This is a genomic window from Providencia rettgeri, assembly GCF_001874625.1.
In the GTDB taxonomy this organism is placed as follows: Bacteria; Pseudomonadota; Gammaproteobacteria; order Enterobacterales; family Enterobacteriaceae; genus Providencia; species Providencia huashanensis.
This window is the reverse complement of record NZ_CP017671.1, coordinates 3,632,043-3,652,010: the sequence shown is the minus strand read 5'-3', so window position 1 is coordinate 3,652,010 and position 19,968 is coordinate 3,632,043. Positions and strand designations below refer to the sequence as shown.

The 19,968-nt window shown below is 41.9% G+C and carries 15 protein-coding genes; 5 read left to right on the top strand and 10 right to left on the bottom strand.

From position 1 onward, the window contains the following. Positions 1–19: 19 nt before the first annotated feature. The 7 genes from panD to sfsA form a co-directional block, all read right to left on the bottom strand. On the bottom strand, positions 20–400 hold the full coding sequence (panD, locus tag RB151_RS16955; RefSeq protein ID WP_042848200.1) for an aspartate 1-decarboxylase: 381 nt from the start codon (positions 398–400) through the stop codon (positions 20–22). A 140-nt stretch (positions 401–540) separates the two neighbouring features. Continuing rightward, entirely contained in the window at positions 541–1,404 is an 864-nt protein-coding gene (gene panC / locus RB151_RS16950) for a pantoate--beta-alanine ligase (protein WP_048608094.1), read from the bottom strand. A 31-nt stretch (positions 1,405–1,435) separates the two neighbouring features. Continuing rightward, positions 1,436–2,227, bottom strand: a complete 792-nt coding sequence (gene panB / locus RB151_RS16945; RefSeq protein ID WP_048608092.1) for a 3-methyl-2-oxobutanoate hydroxymethyltransferase — start codon at positions 2,225–2,227, stop codon at positions 1,436–1,438. A gap of 58 nt (positions 2,228–2,285) precedes the next feature. Continuing rightward, positions 2,286–2,777: a 2-amino-4-hydroxy-6-hydroxymethyldihydropteridine diphosphokinase gene (gene folK / locus RB151_RS16940; RefSeq protein ID WP_042848194.1), complete on the bottom strand. Its 492-nt coding sequence runs from the start codon at positions 2,775–2,777 to the stop codon at positions 2,286–2,288. Between the two features lie 20 nt (positions 2,778–2,797). Beyond that, a complete protein-coding gene (gene pcnB, locus RB151_RS16935; RefSeq protein ID WP_206074972.1) occupies positions 2,798–4,141 on the bottom strand; it encodes a polynucleotide adenylyltransferase PcnB in 1,344 nt (447 codons plus the stop codon). Between the two features lie 742 nt (positions 4,142–4,883). Further along, positions 4,884–5,339: an RNA polymerase-binding protein DksA gene (dksA, locus tag RB151_RS16930; RefSeq protein WP_042848193.1), complete on the bottom strand. Its 456-nt coding sequence runs from the start codon at positions 5,337–5,339 to the stop codon at positions 4,884–4,886. A 195-nt stretch (positions 5,340–5,534) separates the two neighbouring features. Next, positions 5,535–6,245, bottom strand: coding sequence for a DNA/RNA nuclease SfsA (sfsA, locus tag RB151_RS16925; protein WP_071548538.1), 711 nt, complete (start codon positions 6,243–6,245; stop codon positions 5,535–5,537). A gap of 116 nt (positions 6,246–6,361) precedes the next feature. Here sfsA and hrpB point away from each other — a divergent pair, with 116 nt between their 5' ends. Continuing rightward, positions 6,362–8,821: an ATP-dependent helicase HrpB gene (gene hrpB, locus RB151_RS16920; protein WP_187265080.1), complete on the top strand. Its 2,460-nt coding sequence runs from the start codon at positions 6,362–6,364 to the stop codon at positions 8,819–8,821. A 188-nt stretch (positions 8,822–9,009) separates the two neighbouring features. Next, positions 9,010–11,532 (top strand): bifunctional glycosyl transferase/transpeptidase, encoded by a 2,523-nt coding sequence (gene mrcB, locus RB151_RS16915; RefSeq protein WP_071548536.1) that lies wholly within the window; start codon positions 9,010–9,012, stop codon positions 11,530–11,532. A gap of 1,106 nt (positions 11,533–12,638) precedes the next feature. On the opposite strand, the gene hemL is transcribed toward mrcB, so the two are convergent. Then, positions 12,639–13,928, bottom strand: a complete 1,290-nt coding sequence (gene hemL / locus RB151_RS16910) for a glutamate-1-semialdehyde 2,1-aminomutase (protein WP_042848260.1) — start codon at positions 13,926–13,928, stop codon at positions 12,639–12,641. A 212-nt stretch (positions 13,929–14,140) separates the two neighbouring features. On the opposite strand from hemL, the gene erpA reads away from it, so the two are divergent. Further along, a complete protein-coding gene (erpA, locus tag RB151_RS16905) occupies positions 14,141–14,485 on the top strand; it encodes an iron-sulfur cluster insertion protein ErpA (RefSeq protein ID WP_042848258.1) in 345 nt (114 codons plus the stop codon). 608 nt (positions 14,486–15,093) lie between these two features. On the opposite strand, the gene btuF is transcribed toward erpA, so the two are convergent. Together btuF and mtnN are read right to left on the bottom strand one after the other, a co-directional pair. After that, positions 15,094–15,924 carry a vitamin B12 ABC transporter substrate-binding protein BtuF gene (gene btuF, locus RB151_RS16895; RefSeq protein WP_071548534.1) on the bottom strand — a complete coding sequence of 277 codons (831 nt, stop codon included), beginning with the start codon at positions 15,922–15,924 and terminating at the stop codon, positions 15,094–15,096. A 71-nt stretch (positions 15,925–15,995) separates the two neighbouring features. Then, entirely contained in the window at positions 15,996–16,688 is a 693-nt protein-coding gene (mtnN, locus tag RB151_RS16890) for a 5'-methylthioadenosine/S-adenosylhomocysteine nucleosidase (RefSeq protein WP_048608086.1), read from the bottom strand. Between the two features lie 244 nt (positions 16,689–16,932). Between mtnN and dgt the strand changes: the two genes are divergently transcribed. Next, on the top strand, positions 16,933–18,459 hold the full coding sequence (gene dgt / locus RB151_RS16885; RefSeq protein WP_042848185.1) for a dGTPase: 1,527 nt from the start codon (positions 16,933–16,935) through the stop codon (positions 18,457–18,459). Positions 18,460–18,632: 173 nt separating this feature from the next. Beyond that, positions 18,633–19,964, top strand: a complete 1,332-nt coding sequence (gene rlmD / locus RB151_RS16880; RefSeq protein WP_071548533.1) for a 23S rRNA (uracil(1939)-C(5))-methyltransferase RlmD — start codon at positions 18,633–18,635, stop codon at positions 19,962–19,964. Positions 19,965–19,968 lie beyond the last annotated feature (4 nt).

Sequence of the window (19,968 nt, the reverse complement as noted above, 5' to 3'; positions counted from 1 at the left end):
ATGACGCTTTAGTCTTATGTTAAGCCACTTGTACGGGTACCGCTTTTGCCACACGACTCATAACGTTATTTTCATCAAAGTAAGCGACTTTAGGCTTATGAAGGCGAGCATCTTCATCTTCAATTTGTACATAAGAACAAATAATAAGTTTATCCCCAACAGCGGCACGACGTGCAGCCGCGCCATTCACAGAGATAATCTTCGAACCTCGTTCACCTGAAATCGCGTAAGTTGAAAAGCGTTCCCCGTTATCAACGTTATAAATATCAATCGCTTCGTATTCAAGGATACCGGCTGCATCCATAAAGTCTTGATCGATAGCACAGGAGCCCTCGTAGTGTAAGTCAGCCTGAGTAACAGTGACGCGGTGTAGTTTTCCTTGCAACATTCTTCTTAACATTTTTTCTTCCTCACTCGGCCCACAGCGTTGTTGGCGTTCTCCCTCCCTAGTCTTAGGCTCCTAGAGATTTGTTTATTGAACGCCTAGCTGTAAACTCTGTAATTGCAGTGTGTTGTTTTATTGTTATAAGTACTTTGTTTCTATGCAATATCGACGGGAAGGTCAACTTGCAAATTGTCAATTAGTCGAGTCTGCCCTAACCATGCTGCCATCAGGATGACGGCTCGTTTACTCGACCCATTAAGGGGTAACAAGGTTTCTGCATCACGAATAAATAGCTCATCTGGTGTAAAACCAGCTTGGCGTAAAGACTCTTCCATTTCATTGACAAGGTCATTTGCAATGCTAGGGGTTTCTGCTAATTTTTGCCCGGCTTGTAACATAATTTGATAAAGCTGAGGGGCTATTTTTTGCTCTTCAGCAGATAAATTATTATTGCGAGAACTTAAGGCTAGCCCATTTTTTGCTCTAACTGTTGGAATACTGATGATTTGGGTATCGAATGATAAATCATTAACTAATTTACGAATCAATTGTAATTGCTGATAATCTTTTTTACCAAACAGCGCAATATCAGGTTGTACTAAGTTGAACAGCTTAGTAATAACAGTTGCGACACCACGGAAATGCCCCGGACGACTTGCGCCTTCTAGTATCGTTGATAGTTCAGGGACTTCAACATATGTCTGCTTTTCCATCCCGTCAGGGTAAAATTCGAGAGGAGAAGGTGCAAAAACTAAATTGATACCAAGACGTTTTAATTTCTCACAGTCTTCTTGCAACGTTCGCGGGTAATTTGCTAAATCAGACTGCCTATCAAATTGCATTGGGTTAACAAAGATACTGGCAATAACAATATCAGCTTGCTGTTTAGCTTGGTCAATGAGTGTTAAGTGACCATCATGCAAATTGCCCATTGTTGGCACAAGTGCAATACGTTTGCCTTCTTGTTTCCAGCGACGGATTTCACGGCGTAGTATAAGTGCCGTTTCAACGATAAGCATACGTGTGTTCCTTATGGTTTTTTGTAGTCAATTAGGAAAAGGAGTGAGCTTCACTTGGGTAAATCCCATCTTCCACTTCTTGAATATACATGCGGATAGCATCATTGATATTACCCGCTTGCGCTAAAAAGTTTTTAGCGAATTTTGGTGGGCGGGCTGTAATACCAAGTGCATCATGCATAACGAGAATCTGACCATCAGTTTCATTTCCTGCGCCAATACCAATAACGGGGAGCAGCAATTCTTCAGTGATATGACTCGCTAATGAAGTAGGAACACATTCAAGTACTAATAATTGCATTCCTGCATTTTCGAGGGCGATTGCATCTTTCAAGACTTGATTAGCAGTCACTTCATCACGCCCTTGGACTTTATAGCCCCCGAGTATATTGACGGCTTGTGGTGTTAAACCAAGATGGCCACAAACAGGAACAGAGCGTTCACATAGCATTTTTACGGTGTCACACAACCAACTGCCGCCTTCAATTTTTATCATATTGGCGCCTGCTTGCATTAAAATAGCGGCATTTGCACAAGCTTGTTCTGGTGTGGCGTAGCTCATAAAAGGCATATCAGCGATGATAAAGGCGTTTGGAGCCCCTTTACGAACACAACGTGTGTGATAAGCAATTTGTTCAACGGTAACGGGTAATGTGGAAGACTCGCCCTGAATAGTCATGCCAAGTGAGTCGCCAACGAGCATGACTTGAATTCCTTGCTCATAAAATAATTGAGCAAAACTAGCATCATAGGCTGTCATGGTTGCGAACTTGCGTTTGTCTTGTTTAAACTGACATAAATCAGCCAGAGAAATTGGTTTCATTATAATAACCTCCGGAAATGATCTCCTTGCGACCATACCTCATAAGAGGTTGCACACTTTAAGGGGTAATGTCCCAAAGCGTCAGGCCATTGCGAGGAACTTGTGTGAGTCTTTCCAAAAGCGTTTCGCCATCAGGAAAAACTAGGGTGGGGGCAATTTCACTGAGCGGATACAACATAAATTCCCGCTCTTTTAGCCCGTAATGTGGAATGGTTAACCGGGGGGTATGGATAACTCGGTTACCAAAAAGCATGATATCAAGGTCAAGAGTGCGAGGACCCCAACGTTCTTCTTTACGCACTCGTCCAAGATCTAATTCGATTTTTTGTGTGTGATCAAGTAGCTCTTCGGGCTCGAGATCTGTTTCTAGTAATACAGCCAGATTGAGAAAATCTGGCTGATCCTGTGGCCCTAAAGGCTTAGTTCGATAAATAGAAGAGATTGAAACGACACGACTGTTAGGGATCGCATCTAATGCTGCAATAGCTTGCTGAGCCTGTTGTAGTGGCTTACCAAGGTTACTTCCTACAGCAATATAGACTTGTTCCATGGTACTCTCTCTATGTATTACTATGACTTATTAGGCTTGCGAGCCCCAGCGTTTGATGAGCGTTGTGGGCGGTGACGCCGACGCGTTGGCATATTGCCTAATTCGGAAATCATCTCACGCTGCTTGCTATTATTAGCTTGTTGGAAATCCGCCCACCACAATGTTAATTCTTGTAGTTCATTCCGGTTTTCGACATTGGCTCTTAGTTCTAATAAATCAAACGCAGCACGGAATTTAGGGTGCTCCATTAGTTTATTTGCACGGCGGCCTTGACGACGAGGTAATCGAAGTTGTAATAACCAAATATCACGCATTGTGGTTGTGATACGTTTCGGTATTGCAATCGACCGACATTGTTCGTCTAAAATGTCATTCATGGCCAGCGCAAAGGCATCATAATAAGCCAATCCGCCCTCCTGAGTAAGCTTTTCAGCATGCTCGGTTACGGGGTACCATAACATAACCGCAAATAAAAAAGCAGGGTTAACGCGTTTATCATTTTTAAGCCTGAAATCGGTATTTTTCAGGACTTGCTCAATGATTTTTTCCATTGGTGAGTCACCGTTTTCAGTGAAACGGCTGGCAACAACAGGGAATAGCTGCTCAAATAAACCATATTTTTTGAGCATCATATAAGTGGTATAACCTTGCCCAGCTTGTAGCAACTTAAGTGATTCTTCAAACAGCCTTGCCGACGGTATCTCTTTTAATAAATGAGCGAGTGAATAAATAGGATCTGCGGTTTTTGGCTCGATACTCATATTGAGTTTGCATGCGAAGCGTACCGCTCTTAGCATCCTAACTGGGTCTTCACGGTAACGGGTTTCAGGGTCGCCAATTAAGCGAATAACCCCATCCTTTAAGTCTTTTAACCCATTAACGTAGTCACGTACGGAGAAATCATCAATATTGTAATAGAGACTATTCACTGTGAAGTCACGACGAATCGCATCTTCTTCAATAGAGCCGAAGATATTATCACGCAGCAACATGCCGTTTTGTGCTTGAGAAGACAGGTTTTTATCTTCTGAAGCATTTTGGTCATGATTCCCCCGGAACGTTGCCACCTCAATAATTTCAGGACCGAACATGATATGAGCCAAACGGAATCGGCGGCCGACTAGGCGACAATTACGAAATAGCTTACGAATTTGTTCCGGTGTTGCATTGGTGGTGATATCGAAGTCTTTAGGTTTTTGACCTAAAAGTAAATCGCGAACCCCTCCGCCGACTAAATAGGCTTCAAAGCCACTTTTATTTAATCGATAGAGGACTTTTAGAGCATTATCACTAATATCACTACGGGAAATAGAGTGCTCCGCACGGGGAATAACAGTAATGTTTTCGTCGTTAACGGTTGTCATTATGGTGTGTTTCTCAGGCGTAGGGTCGGCACGTTGAGATTGACGAACCGTTTTTTTAATAGGCGCTGTTTTATGAGTTTGCTTAGTGTTCTGTTCTTTTGATGCAGTTTGCGCATCAGCAGAATGAGTGACTGGCCTTTTACCGGCTGCCTGAGTATCTCGTAAAATGTCACGATGCTGTGATGCATCTTCATCTGATGCATTTGTATTGCGAGATAAAATATTACGGCAGAAATTTGCTACACGGTTAAAAATAGTACACCTCGATGTGATTACCAATATTCATTAAACAAAATAAGCGGCTAATCATAGCTCACAGAAGTTTCTTTGAGAATGGTTAAACGCATAAAAGTCATGTCTAATCATTAATTTTACCAATAAAATTAACTCAAAAAATAGCATAATTTATTTTTGCTTTCGTAAGATATGACCTGCAATGCCTTATTTTAAGCTATTTTAGGGCGTTAGGTTATTTGTTTTTTTTAATCATTGGCCAAAAAAATGGCTAATTTTAAGCCCTCTAAAATTTTAGGTGTAATGGATGAGTATTATTTAGTATTAATGATAATACTAAATTTAGATAAAACAGCAAGATAGCTTAAAAATACCATAAAAATGCAGGGGGTAACCAATATAAACCATGACTAACGGGGAGGAGAATGCTGGGAGAGCAAGTTTTCACGGTGACAAAACCTTATAACGGCGCACGTAATATGCGCCGTTTAGGACTCCATCTGAGCTATTAGCCTGCCATTTGCTTTTCGCGAATTTCAGCTAATGTTTTACAGTCGATACATAAATCAGCAGTAGGACGGGCTTCCAAACGGCGGATACCAATTTCTACGCCACATGATTCACAAAAGCCAAAGTCATCATCTTCAACTTTTTTCAGGGTTTTTTCTATTTTCTTGATCAGTTTACGCTCACGATCCCGGTTACGTAATTCAAGGCTGAACTCCTCTTCCTGAGCGGCTCTATCAACGGGGTCTGGAAAGTTAGCTGCCTCATCTTGCATATGAGTAACAGTCCGGTCCACTTCATCTCTGAGTTGATTGCGCCATGCTTCGAGAATGAGCTTAAAATGCGCCAACTGGGCCTCGTTCATGTACTCTTCGCCAGCTTTTTCATGATAGGGTTCAACCCCAGCAATGGCGAGAATGCTTAAGGACGATGTCTTACGTTTTTGCCCTTCTTGCATAATGCTTCTCCTACACACGCAAATTTTACAAAAACCCCAAAGGGGAAAAATTAAGGTCGCTATAAATAGCAGAAGAGAGCTCTCTTGGCAATCGTTCCTGCAATGAGTTTTGTAATGCTGTGAGGGCGAGCGTGTTTATTCCCTTTCTAGCGCCCAGAACTCAGCGGCCTCGTATAAAAATTGGTTAAAAAAACTTTATTTAATAGAGTTAAAGCAAATCTGCTTCCCTAACGCCATTTGTTGAACAGTTATATCAGCTTGATAACAAAGTACTTCAACACCACTTTGCCGTGCCTCCTCTAATAACTGCGCATATTTTTTATCAATATGTGCAGCCGCAGATGCTACGTGAATACCTGTGTGTAAAGCAACAAACAATAGTATGGCTCTTTTTCCTTCTTTAGCAATCTGTGATAGCTCGCGTAAATGTTTTTGCCCTCTTAGCGTGACGGTATCAGGGAAAAAACCGTGGCCATTTTCAAGTAAAGTTACTGATTTAACTTCAATAAAGCAATCTGGTAATTCACTGTTTGAGAGAAAAAAGTCAATTCGGCTATTTTCTGAACCATATTTCATTTCTGGCTTTATTATGCTGTACTCGGATAATTCTGGAATGTGTTTTTCGGCTAAAGCTTGAGCAACTAATTGGTTCGCACGCAGCGTATTAATACAAATAAAATCGCCATTAGCTGTTTGGGTAAGTTCCCAGCTGTAGGGATATTTACGTTTTGGGTTATCAGATGTGGAATACCAAATAGTATCACCCGGTGTCGCACAGCCAGTCATTGCGCCGGTGTTAGCACAATGAATAGTGATTTCTTCACCATTAGGCAGGGTGACATCAGCCAAAAAGCGTTTATAGCGTTTAATTAGCGTGGCCGATTTTAAACAAGGATTAAACTCCATATATTCTCCGCTGTCATACGAGGTGAGTTGTCAATACACTGATTTTAATATGATTGAAAGTGGCTAATGCTACAATGTCTGATAGTAAAAGTTAAATGCATGGAGTGATAACCAAAGTGTTCCCCATATTAGACGTCAGAGAATCACTAATTACCGCATTAAAATCATCCCCTCAAGTGCTATTACATGCACCGACGGGAGCCGGTAAATCCACCGTTTTGCCATTGGAAATCTTAAAAAGCGGGGTGGTTAATGGGCGGATTATTATGTTGGAACCTAGGCGTCTTGCGGCTAGAGCAGTTGCCGCGCGTTTAGCGGAGCAACTTGGGGAAGAAATTGGCCATACCATTGGTTTACGTATGCGTTCAGAAACTAAAGTTAGTCGTGATACTCAGTTAGAAATCGTAACGGAAGGCGTCTTAACACGACTATTACAAAATGACCCTATGCTTGAAGGGGTTGGGTTGGTGATTTTAGATGAATTTCATGAACGCAACTTACAAGCAGACCTTGGCCTTGCATTATTACTTGATTCACAACAAGCTCTACGGGATGACCTGCGGGTGTTATTGATGTCTGCTACCCTTGATAACCAAGGGCTCTCCCAGTTGTTCCCTAATGCTCCAGTGATCACTTCACAAGGACGCAGTTTCCCCGTTATTCGTGAATATCATCCCATAAATCCTAATAAATTATTTCATAAAGAAGTCGCGGCGGCAGCATGGCTGTTTTTGCAGCAAGAGAAAGGGTCACTATTATTATTTCTCCCGGGCGTGGGGGAAATAGAAAAAGTAAGAGCTGAATTAGCTTCGATAGTGAGTGAGGACATACTTTTGTGTCCTTTATATGGGACTTTACCTCTTAAAGCACAGCAGCAAGCAATCCAAATAGCCCCCGAAGGGAAACGTAAAGTTGTGCTAGCGACTAATATTGCGGAGACCAGCTTAACTATAGAAGGTATTCGCTTAGTGATGGATAGCGGCTTGGAGCGAGTAGGGCAGTTTAACCCTCGTTCAGGGATAACAAAATTAGTTAAGCAACGCATTAGCCAAGCATCAATGACACAGCGAGCTGGACGAGCGGGGCGCTTAGAAGCTGGGGTATGTTGGCATCTATTTAGTGAAGAGCAAGCGGAGCGTGCGGCTCAATTTAGTGAAGCACAAATCAACCAAAGTGACCTCAGTGGGCTATGGCTTTCTTTACTACAGTGGGGCTGCCATGATGTGACACAATTATCATGGCTCACCTTACCCCCAGCCCCCGCGATTGGGGCGGCAAAAAATCTACTTGCTAAACTTGGCGCGATTGATGCACAAGGGAAACTGTCTATCATGGGACAGAAGATGGCAGAACTAGGTAGCTCAGTACGTACTGCCGCGATGTTGTATAAAGCACAAGTCGCTAAAGATGAGTCAGTTTTGCAATTAGCCGCATTATTAGTGGCTATTATTGAAGAGCCGCCAAGAGGTGGTGAGTGCGACTTACGTTATTACTTAGACCGGCCAAGCGAAAGCTGGTGCCGGCGTGCGACCATTTTAAGTGGGCGAAAAGTTAACGCGAGTATAGGGCAGCAAACCGCACTGATAAGTAAGTGGTTACCAACCTTATTAGCAGCCGGTTTTCCCGACCAAATAGCAAAAACGAGGGACAATCAATTGCGTTATCAGTTATCCAGTAGGCTTGGAGCATCGCTACACGAAACGGATAGGCTATTGGGAACTTCTTGGTTAATCGTGCCATTGTTGTGGCAACCAGAAAATAGCGCAGATGCACGAGTGGCACTTGCGTACCCCATTGATATACAAGAATTGCAAAAAGATTGTACTGAATTATTTAATGAGCAAGAAACCGTTGAATGGGATGAGCAAAAAGGGACATTGCTAGCATGGAAGCGCTTGCAGTGCGGCCAGTTAGTGGTGAAATCAGAACGCATGAGTAACCCAGATAAAGCTGATATCAGTAAAGCGTTGGTTTATTGGCTAAAACAAAATGGGCTGCAACAATTGAATTGGCAAGAGGATGCGTTGCAACTGTGTATTCGTTGTACGTTAGCACAGCAATATTTCCCTGAGTTTGAATTACCATCCTTTGATGAAAGTACATTGTTATCAACATTAGATGAATGGCTTGAGCCTTATCTTATTGAGGTAACCAATAAACAAAAGTTGCAGCAAATTAATTTAGCAGAATTGCTAATAAACCGGTTAGATTGGCAACAACAGCAGTGGCTAGCGAACATGTTCCCTACAACTTACCGCGCACCTTCTTCACATGATGTGAGTATTCACTATGCATTGGATAAGCCGCCTGTCATAGAAATTCGTATGCAAGAAATGTATGGTGAGAAAACGAATCCAACTGTTGCGCAAGGGAAAATGACGTTAACGGTTTGTTTGCTTTCCCCTGCGATGCGCCCATTACAAATTACACAAGATCTCAGCGCATTTTGGCATGGAAGCTACAAAGAAATACAAAAAGAAATGAAAGGCCGCTACCCAAAACATTTATGGCCCGATGACCCAGCAAATACAGCACCAACGCGGCAAACAAAAAAAGCGATGATGGGTGCGAAATAAACTATTTTTATGCTCTAATAGCAGGTTCATAAAAATGGCTTATCCCTGCTTAATGTGAGTAAGGAAATGTAATTAAGAGCTTTCTTTGGTGAAATCTCTAAGGTTATGAGCCAAAATTAACCACTAAGCTATTCAAATAGTGAATGATTATGTTGTTAAGTTATTTTGTAAGGTGATATGGAGCGACCATGTCAGGTAAAGATTTTGAACCAATAGGCAGACGCAACAAAAAATCTGCTGGGAAAAAACAATCTTCATCCCGCCGTCGCAGAGACCGCGATGATTATGACGATGAAGATTTATTCGAAAATGATGATATTGACCAACAATATCTCGATGATGAAGACGAAGAAGAGCAAATGGCTAAAAAAGGCTCGAAAAATAACAAACCACGTAAAGTGAAAAGCAAATGGCGTTGGTTCTGGCTGTTAGTCAAACTAATGATTGTGTTTGCTGTTTTATTAGCAGCATACGGTTTTTATTTAAATCAACAAATTAAAGAACGTCTCGATGGTAAGGTGTGGGATTTACCTGCGGCAGTATATGGCAGGATGGTTAACCTTGAACCGGGAATGGACTATAGCCAAGCTGAAATGGTTCGCCTGCTCGAAGGTATGCAATACCGAAAAGTGAGTAAAATCACCACCTCCGGCGAATTTGTGGTTCGCGGTAATAGCATTGAAATTTTACGCCGTCCTTTTAATTTCCCTGACCAAAAAGAAGGGCAAATATTAGCGCGTATGGTGTTTGAAAATAATGGGTTAAGTAAAATTGAAAATATGGAAAATGGCCGTTCATTTGGCTTTTTCCGATTAGACCCTAAACTGATCACGATGATGCAATCGGCGAATAATGAACAACGTTTAGTATTGCCATTGTCTGATTTCCCCGAATCGTTGGTCAAAATTTTACTGGAAACCGAAGATCGCAACTTCTATGAGCACGATGGGGTCAGTTTATACTCTATTGGCCGTGCTGTTGTTGCCAACTTAACGGCTGGGCGTTCGGTTCAGGGGGGCAGTACCCTGACGCAGCAGTTAGTAAAAAACTTATTTTTAACTAATGAACGCACATTAAAACGTAAAGCCAATGAAGCTTACATGGCTATTTTGCTGGATTATAACTACAGCAAAGAACGTATTTTAGAGCTGTATCTAAACGAAGTGTTCTTAGGCCAAAATGGTAATGATGAAATTCGTGGCTTCCCGCTAGCAAGTTTGTATTATTTCGGTCGCCCAATTAATGAGTTAAGTTTTGACCAGCAGGCACTGTTAGTGGGTATGGTACAAGGGGCATCAACTTATAACCCATGGACTAAGCCACAAAATGCAATTAAACGCCGTAACATTGTGTTGAAAATCTTGGAAACACGTGGCGTAATCGACCAAGAAATGTACCAAGTGCTCAGTGCAAGGCCTCTTGGCGTGAAAAATAAAGAAGGGTTGGTGGCTTCTCAGCCTGCCTTTATGCAAATGGTACGTTTAGAGTTAAATCAAAAACTGGGTGATCAAGTTAAAGAGTTATCCGGTGCAAAAATCTTTACAACCTTAGACCCTGTCGCTCAAACGGCTGCGGAAAATGCGGTGGAAAATGGAGTCGCTGATTTACGTAAGGCTCGTAAGTTAGACGATATCGAAGGCGCAATGGTGGTCGTTGACCGTATTAATGGTGAAGTTCGTGCCATGGTTGGTGGCTCTCAACCTCAGTTTTCTGGCTTCAATCGAGCATTGAATGCACGCCGTAGTATTGGTTCGTTAGCGAAACCTCCTGTTTACCTTGCTGCACTGAGTGAGCCTGATCGCTATCGTTTAAATACATGGTTAAAAGATGAACCACTCACTGTTAAGGTGGGTAATCAAAATTGGAGCCCAAGGAATTATAGCCGTAATTTTAATGGACGTATGATGTTAGTCGATGCACTTGCTCGCTCACAGAATATCCCAACAGTAAACTTAGGGTTGGAAGTTGGTCTAGATCAGGTATTTAATACCTTTGTACGTCTAGGAACCCCAGCTGCAGCAATGGAAAAAGTGCCTGCGATGCTACTAGGGGCGGTAAATTTGACACCAGCTGAAGTCGCACAAGTTTATCAAACCATTGGCGGCGGCGGTAATCGCGCTAAATTATCTGCGCTGCGTTCAGTGATTGATGGTGATGGTAAAGAGATTTATCAAAGCTATCCATCTGCAGAGCGTGCTGTACCTTCACAAGCTGCCTACTTAGCGTTATACGGTATGCAACAAGTGGTTAAGCAAGGGACTGGCCGTGTATTATTGTCTAAATATGGCAAATATAACTTAGCAGGTAAAACAGGGACAACTAACGATTTGCGCGATAGCTGGTACGCCGGCATTGACGGTAAGGAAGTCGCGATTGTATGGGTAGGTCGTGATAACAATGGCCCTACGCAATTAACAGGCGCAACAGGAGCACTGAAGGTATATCAACGTTATCTTGATAATCAAACACCTTTGGCATTAATCAATCGTGCCCCAGAAGGGGTTGTAGATATGCAAGTGACTGCCGATGGGCAATTAAGCTGTTCAAATTTTGGTGGGGGTAGAATGCTACCAATCTGGACGGATAACCCCGATGCTTTATGCCAAGCATCAGAAAACCAAGACCCAGTTTGGAACCTAAATGGCAATAACGATGAGCCACAAAATGATGCACCGGATTGGGTTAAGGATATGTTTGGCAATAATCCCTAAATTCTCGTCATACTTCAACCTGTAGCGTTGTTGGTTGCACTCGCTAGACCTAGTCACATACTATTGTATGCTCCTAGGTTCTAGCTCACTTACCGCCTAGCTACAGGCTGAATTATTTAGAGAATTGCCGCGTAACGTTTCACTTTTTAGCGTTGTTGGTTGCACTCGCTAGACCTAGTCACATACTATTGTATGCTCCTAGGTTCTAGCTCACTTACCGCCTAGCTACAGGCTGAATTATTTAGAGAATTACCGCGTAACGTTTCACTTTTTAGCGTTGTTGGCTGTATTCACTAGATTTAGCCCCACACGGTTGTATACCTTAAGTTCTAGCTCACTTACCGCCTAGCTACAGGCTGAATTATTTAGAGAATTGCCGCGTAACGTTTCACTTTTTAGCGTCGTTGGTTGCACTCGCTAGACCTAGTCACATACTATTGTATGCTCCTAGGTTCTAGCTCACTTACCGCCTAGCTACAGGCTGAATTATTTAGAGAATTGCCGCGTAACGTTTCACTTTTTAGCGTTGTTGGTTGCACTCGCTAGACCTAGTCACATACTATTGTATGCTCCTAGGTTCTAGCTCACTTACCGCCTAGCTACAGGCTGAATTATTTAGAGAATTACCGCGTAACGTTTCACTTTTTAGCGTTGTTGGCTGTATTCACTAGATTTAGCCCCACACGGTTGTATACCTTAAGTTCTAGTTCACTTACCGCCTAGCTACAGGCTGAATTATTTAGAGAATTACCGCGTAACGTTTCACTTTTTAGCGTTGTTGGTTGTATTCACTAGATTTAGCCCCACACGGTTGTATACCTTAAGTTCTAGTTCACTTACCGCCTAGCTACAGGCTGAATTATTTAGAGAATTACCGCGTAACGTTTCACTTTTTAGCGTTGTTGGTTGTATTCACTAGATTTAGCCCCACACAGTTGTATACCTTAAGTTCTAGCTCACTAATCATCTAGCGACGGGCTGAATTATTTAGAGAATTACTAAGTACAGTTTGAGTTATTGCATGAGGATATAGTTATCTATCGTTAACTATAAGAAGAATAGAGGTGAAAGTGGAGATAGCTTCACCTCTATAATGTTAGTGTAAATTAATTGTTTTTAATTTTCATCAGTGCAGTTTCGGCGGCTTTGATCGTTTTTTCAATGTCTTCATCACTGTGAGCGATAGACATAAAACCAGCTTCAAAAGCCGAAGGTGCAAGGTAAATGCCTTGTTCTAACATATAATGGAAGAATTTCTTAAACCGTTCTACATCGCACTTCATCACGTCTTGGTAGCAAGTTACAGTCGGTGCATCAGTAAAGAAAACCCCAAACATACCGCCCACATGGTTGATTACCATCGGGATACCTTGTTCTTGGGATACGCGTTTTAAACCACGGGCTAATTTTTCTGTTAGCTCATTTAAACGTGAGTGGACGCCTGGCTGAGCGACTTCTTTTAAGCAAGCGAGACCCGCTGCCATCGCGACAGGGTTACCCGATAATGTACCAGCTTGGTAAACAGGGCCAATTGGCGCGAGTTTTTCCATGATCTCAAGTCGGCCACCAAACGCGCCAACAGGCATACCGCCACCGATAATTTTACCTAAACAAGTTAAGTCAGGTTGAACATCGTAATAGTCTTGTGCGCCGCCCAGAGCTACGCGAAAGCCTGTCATGACTTCATCAATGATTAATACAGCATTGAATTCATCACAAAGCTCACGTAAACCCGGTAAAAACTCAGCAGTAGGAGGGACGCAGTTCATATTGCCAGCAACAGGTTCAACAATCACACAAGCAATATCTTCAGGGTAGTTTTCAAATGCTTGGCGAACTGAGGCAAGATCGTTATAAGTACAGGTTAAGGTGTGTTTAACAAAATCTTCAGGGACTCCTGGAGAATTCGGCTCCCCCATAGTGAGTGCCCCTGACCCTGCTTTTACTAATAAGCAGTCTGCATGGCCGTGGTAACAACCTTCAAATTTGATAATTTTATCACGTCCAGTGTAGCCCCGAGCAAGGCGGATAGCGCTCATGGTAGCTTCTGTTCCTGAATTCACCATACGTACCATATCCATAGAGGGCACTAGTTCACAGACGAGTTCAGCCATTTCAACTTCCGCTGCGGTTGGCGCTCCAAAACTTAAACCTTTATGCACAGCTTTAATTACTGCATCACGAATAACTGGGTGATTATGCCCTAAGACCATCGGCCCCCATGAGCCAACGTAATCCACATAGGCTTTGCCATCGACGTCATAAATATATGAACCGTCAGCCTTTTCTATAAACAAAGGGGTTCCGCCAACACCATTAAAGGCACGAACTGGTGAGTTTACACCACCAGGAATTTGTTCTTTTGCTAGTGCATAAAGTTTTTCAGATTGCGACATGGCAGGGCTCCAAAAAGAGGCTAAATAGAAATTTGCCTCCATTCTAAAGCACTGTCTCAATTAAACCAAATGTTGATCCTAAGATATGCACAATGTGTCTAATTGTGTAACAACACTTGAACGATTTAGTCAAGTGGCGGATAATTAGATTAATTGATCTGGGGCGGCTTTTGCTTCCCATGAATTTACCGGTTACCGGTTTGGAGCTAAAAATGAGTGATGATTCAGCTCTGCCCTTACAATTTACTGATGCGGCAGCAATAAAAGTTAAAGATCTAGTTTCTGACGAGGATAACCCAAATCTGCGTTTACGTGTTTATATTACCGGTGGCGGATGCAGTGGTTTCCAGTATGGTTTCACATTTGATGACCAAATCAATGAAGGTGATATGACCATTGAGAAGCAAGGTGTTGCTCTTGTGGTTGACCCAATGAGCTTACAATATTTAGTTGGCGGAAGTGTTGACTATACTGAAGGTTTAGAAGGCTCGCGCTTTATTGTGACGAACCCGAATGCTAAGTCTACTTGTGGGTGTGGGTCGTCCTTTAGCGTCTAATTTTCGTCATATTTCGAGCTGTGGCGGTGTTGGCTTCATTCAGCTACTCGGGTCACATACTTGTGTGTGCTCCCCGAGGTATCTTCATTCGCCGCCTTGCCAAATTTTCGTCATATTTCGAGCTGTGGCGGTGTTGGCTTCATTCAGCTACTCGTGTCACATACTTGTGTGCGCTCCCCGAGGTATCTTCATTTGCCGCCTTGCCAAATTTTCGTCATATTTCTAGCTGTGGCGGTGTTGGCTTCATTCAGCTACTCGGGTCACATACTTGTGTGCGCTCCCCGAGGTATCTTCATTTGCCGCCTTGCCAAATTTTCGTCATATTTCGAGCTGTGGCGGTGTTGGCTTCATTCAGCTACTCGGGTCACATACTTGTGTATGCTCCCCGAGATATCTTCATTTGCCGCCTTGCCACAACTCGAACTATTTAGAAAATTTCTGTAATCTGTAATCTGCAATCTGTAATCTGTAACCTGTAATCTGTAATCTGTAATCTGTAATCTGTAACCTGTAACCTGTAACCTGTAACCTGTAACCTGTAACCTGTAACCTGTAACCTGTAACCTGTAACCTGTAACCTATAATTCTCGGATTTTAGTTCCTAATTATCAATTAGATAGTGAGTTTAGCTGTTCGCACAGTTGTTCGGTTGCATGCACAATCCTTGGGCCTGCTCGATGAAACCAATCTTCGTTTAACCGAATAACAGGGACATTGAGTTGGGGATGCCAAAATTCTTTCACTGCTTTTTCCTGTTCTGATGAACCTGTCATGATAATCACATCTGGTTTGCGGGTGAGTACTTGCTCACGGCTGACTTGCGGCCATTGCACTGTACTATTAGCAAAAATATTTTCACCACCACAAAATTCCACAACATCATTTTGCAATGTCTGATTACCAGTACTAAATAAAGGCTGGATACCTAATTGAATAAACACACGTTTTGGTTTGTTGATTAAGGCTTTTTTATTTTGATAAGAGGCTAAGGTTGCCCGCATCATTTCAATATTGTGTTGTGCAATTTTGGGGTTAGGACTGTATTGTGCTAATTCAGTTACTGAATTAATCACTTCATCGATGCTTTGCGGGTCGAAATAAATAATAGGAATACCAAAAGATGTGAGTTGTTCGAGAGGGCGCTGTGGGTTTCCTCCTCGCCATGCAAGAATTAAATCTGGTTTAAGTGCGATAATACGCTCCACATTTAGCCCTTGCCAATCAGCAACTTGTTCTATTTTTTTTGCTTGTTCTGGATAGTCGGAGTAAGCACTAACTGCAACTAAATTATCACCTAATCCAGCCGCGTAGGCGAGTTCGGTGTTTGCTGGTGATAAACTAATAACCCGTTGTTTGGGGGTAGCTAGAGCAGAAAAAGTAACCAACAAGGTACATAACAAGGTAACAGTGAAGGAATAAAAATGAGGAATTCTTTTCATGACTATCATTTATCTTAGCTGCAATGAAAAAGCATAACGGAATGTTAGTTATGCTTTTTCATAGGAGAAAATTAAGCGAGTTTTGTTAAAATCGCGTTGATCATCAGTGAAGATTGGCGAGCAGCAATAGGTAAAAACTCATCAAAACTGGTATGAGACTCTTTATCGGCTACATCAGAAATGGCGCGAACGACAACAAATGGTACGCCAAACTGGTGGCAAACTTGCCCTATCGCAGTCGCTTCCATCTCAACTGCAGCAACTTGAGGGAACATGGCTTTGATACGAGCTAATGGTTCTGCTCCATTAATAAAAGCATCACCACTACAGACTAAACCACGTACTGCATTCATATCCAATAAATTAATGCACTGTTCCGCAACGTTTATCAGGTTGCTATCCGCGACAAAAGCTGGTGGGCATTGTGCCATTTGGCCTGGCTCATAGCCAAACGCGGTGACGTCGGCATCGTGATAACGAACTTCAGTAGAGACAACAATATCACCAACATTTAAACGAGGATCTAACCCACCTGCGGACCCAGTGTTGATAACTACATCAGGTTGGCAATGTTCTAGTAATAATGTTGTACCGATTGCAGCCGCAACTTTACCAATACCTGATTTTAATAAAGCAACGTCAACACCATTAATTTTTCCGGTATAAATTTCACAGCCTGCGCGGCTGATCGTTTGGCAATTTTCAATTTGTGAGCGCAAAATAGCAACTTCTTGCTCCATTGCACCAATGACCCCAACTTTCATTTTGTCTCCTTCACCATATTCCCCTACTTAGTGTTTACAACACATTATTTAGGGAAAATAGAATTTTGTTGTGTTATTGCTTTGATCTTCGAGCGCTATCGCAACTAATATTGCAATATCTCATGTTTAAGCAATGAAATTACAAAGCTGTACGAAGTGTAGCATTGAAAGTTGAGGCGTGAAGTATTTTTCCTGCACTTTGGTTATATAATGACTAATAAATTTAGATAAGGGAGAGGAAAGAATGGGGGAGATTAACTTTCTTAAAAAGCTAAGCTTTCAGCGTAATTATACGAGTAGCGCAAAGAATCAAAAAGTTTCGGAAAAAGATGAAGACGCCGTTAATCGCTTATTTGAAAGTGATCGGGGGCGTATCATTAATTCTGCTGCCATTCGTCGCTTACAACAAAAAACACAAGTTTTTCCGTTAGAACAAAATTCTGCTGTACGTAGCCGATTGACTCACTCACTAGAGGTTCAGCAAGTGGGGCGTTACATTAGTAAAACCGTTTTGGGTGAATTAAAAAAGAGAAAGTTATTAGAAACCTATGGGTTAGATGAAAGGTGTGACGCCTTTGAAAGCCTCGTTGAAATGGCTTGCTTAATGCATGATATCGGCAACCCACCTTTTGGTCATTTTGGTGAAGCTGCAATACAGCGTTGGTTCAGTAAATTATTGGCTCCCGGCTATCTTTATACACCAGACTCTCCTGATCCATGCCAAATACACGCCTTACAATTGACAGGTAATGAAAAGCAAGACCTTTTTCGTCGTCAATTGAAGCACGATTTGTGTTCATTTGAAGGCAATGCTCAAGGGTTGCGTATGGCTCATCGGTTGCTCAAATTAAATTTGACCTACGCACAGATTGGTTCAATTTTGAAATATACTCGCGGGGCTTATGATTTAGCTCCGATCCCTGCAGAATTTGACTATTTAATGAAAAAACCGGGTTATTATTGGTCTGAATCAGATTTTGTCAGTGAATTGACAAAAAAACTCGATATGGAGAAATATTGTCGCTTCCCTCTCTCTTATATTATGGAAGCGGCTGATGATATTTCATATTGCATTGCTGATCTGGATGACGCTGCTGAAAAAGGTATTTTTACCGTCGAAAAATTAATCGATTATTTAAAGGCAGAATGGGGTCCTATTGAACCAAACGATTTGTTTGACCAAACCATTATGCGTGCTTATAACAATATTAGTGATAATCACACAAGGCGCATTCAACAAGATCAGTTTTTTATGTACTTACGCGTCAATATTACGAGTAAATTATGCCATTACAGTGCTCAACAGTTTATAAAAAACTTACCTGAAATTTACCATGGTAATTTTAATAGCGCATTACTGGAAGATAAAAGCCCTGAGCATAGGTTATTGAAAGTATTAAAAACAGTGGCATTTAAGCATGTTTTTAACCACCATGAAGTTGAGGAACTAGAACTTCAAGGGTATCGCATTATTAGTGGGTTACTCGATTTCTATAGCCCATTATTAATGATGAGCAGAACAGATTTTGCGGAACTAGTGGACAAAAACTATCATAAGCATTTTTTTATTGAAACTCGTTTATTCCATAAGTTATCTAATAAGCACCGCTTATCTTATACTGAAGCGCTTGAAAAAATTTCTGCGACCAATGAGTCTGACCGCTCAATCCTCGAGTTTTATTACCGGGCACGTTTAATACAAGACTATATTAGTGGGATGACAGATCACTATGCCTATGAAGAATATAGAAAATTTATGGTCAGCAACTAACATTATATTGATGTTATGTAATAAATTCGCAAAGTATTCAATAAAATGATAGGAAAAACAGGTATACTAAGGGGACAGGTTTTTCCTTATTAATAGGCGGAAAAAGCAACGTGTTGAAACGGGAAAAACGGCAATCATTATTTTTATAACTTAATACTCCGTAGTGACTACTTATGGCTCAATTTTACTCTCCGAACCGCCGTACTACTTCACGCCGTCAAATAACGGTTATTGCTGAAAGCCTTGATGCTGCTGGGCAAGGTGTCGCTCGTGTCGATGGCAAAACGATTTTTGTGGCAGGCTTATTGCCTAATGAAGAAGCTCAGATTGAATTAACAGAAGATAAACGTCATTTTGCAAAAGCGAAGATTATTAGGCGGTTGAGTACCAATCCACAAAGGGTTAAGCCACGCTGCGGTTACTTTGAACAATGCGGTGGTTGCCAACAACAGCATGTTGATATTGAACTACAAAGGGAAAGTAAAGCCCTTGCTTTACAGTATGTAATGTTACGCGAAACGGGGGTAGATAAACCAGCAACCCCGGTTATCAGCGGTGAGTCATATGGCTACCGTCGACGAGCACGCTTGGGTTTGCAATACCATTCTAAAAGCCATCGGTTAGTCATGGGCTTTCGAAAAACTCAATCGAATACTTTGGTTGATATAAAACATTGTCCTGTTTTATCACCCGATCTAGACATATTGCTTGAGCCGCTTTCACAATGTCTCAACCAGCTCAGTATTGCCGCGAAACTGGGGCATGTTGAATTAATTTATGCGGATAACTGCAAAGTTGTATTGATCCGGCATTTGGCTCCTTTGCTATCTTCAGATAAGCAAAAACTCATTGATTTTGAAAATCAGCACGGAGTGTCTATCTGGTTAGCAGGTAATGATGAAAACTTACATACGCTGACTGAGGCTTCCCCATTACCTGAATATCAAGTCGCAGGGGAAAGGTTGAGATTTAATCCGTCAAACTTTATTCAAGTTAATGCGCAAGTTAACCAACAAATGGTCGAGCAGGCGTTAGCATGGTTGGATATCAACAGTGAAGACAGGGTATTAGACCTGTTTTGTGGAATGGGTAATTTTACACTGCCTATTGCTCGGCTAGCGAAATCTGTCGTTGGGGTTGAAGGTGTTGAAAATTTAGTCGAACAAGCACGAAACAACGCTCAGCTCAATACTATTTATAATGTAGCATTCTATAATGAGAACTTAGAAGCACAAATTCATACACAGCCATGGGCAGCTCAAGGGTTTAATAAAGTGTTATTAGACCCTGCAAGGGCTGGAGCTGCTGGTGTAATGGAACATTTAATTAAACTGATGCCAGAAAAAATTGTCTATGTTTCATGTAACCCCACAACATTAGCTAGGGACAGCAAGGTTTTGCTTGGTGGGGGTTATCAATTATTACATTTGCGGATGTTGGATATGTTTCCGCACACTAGCCATTTAGAGTCAATGGCATTATTTATCCGTCGCCCAGAGGTTTAATCGG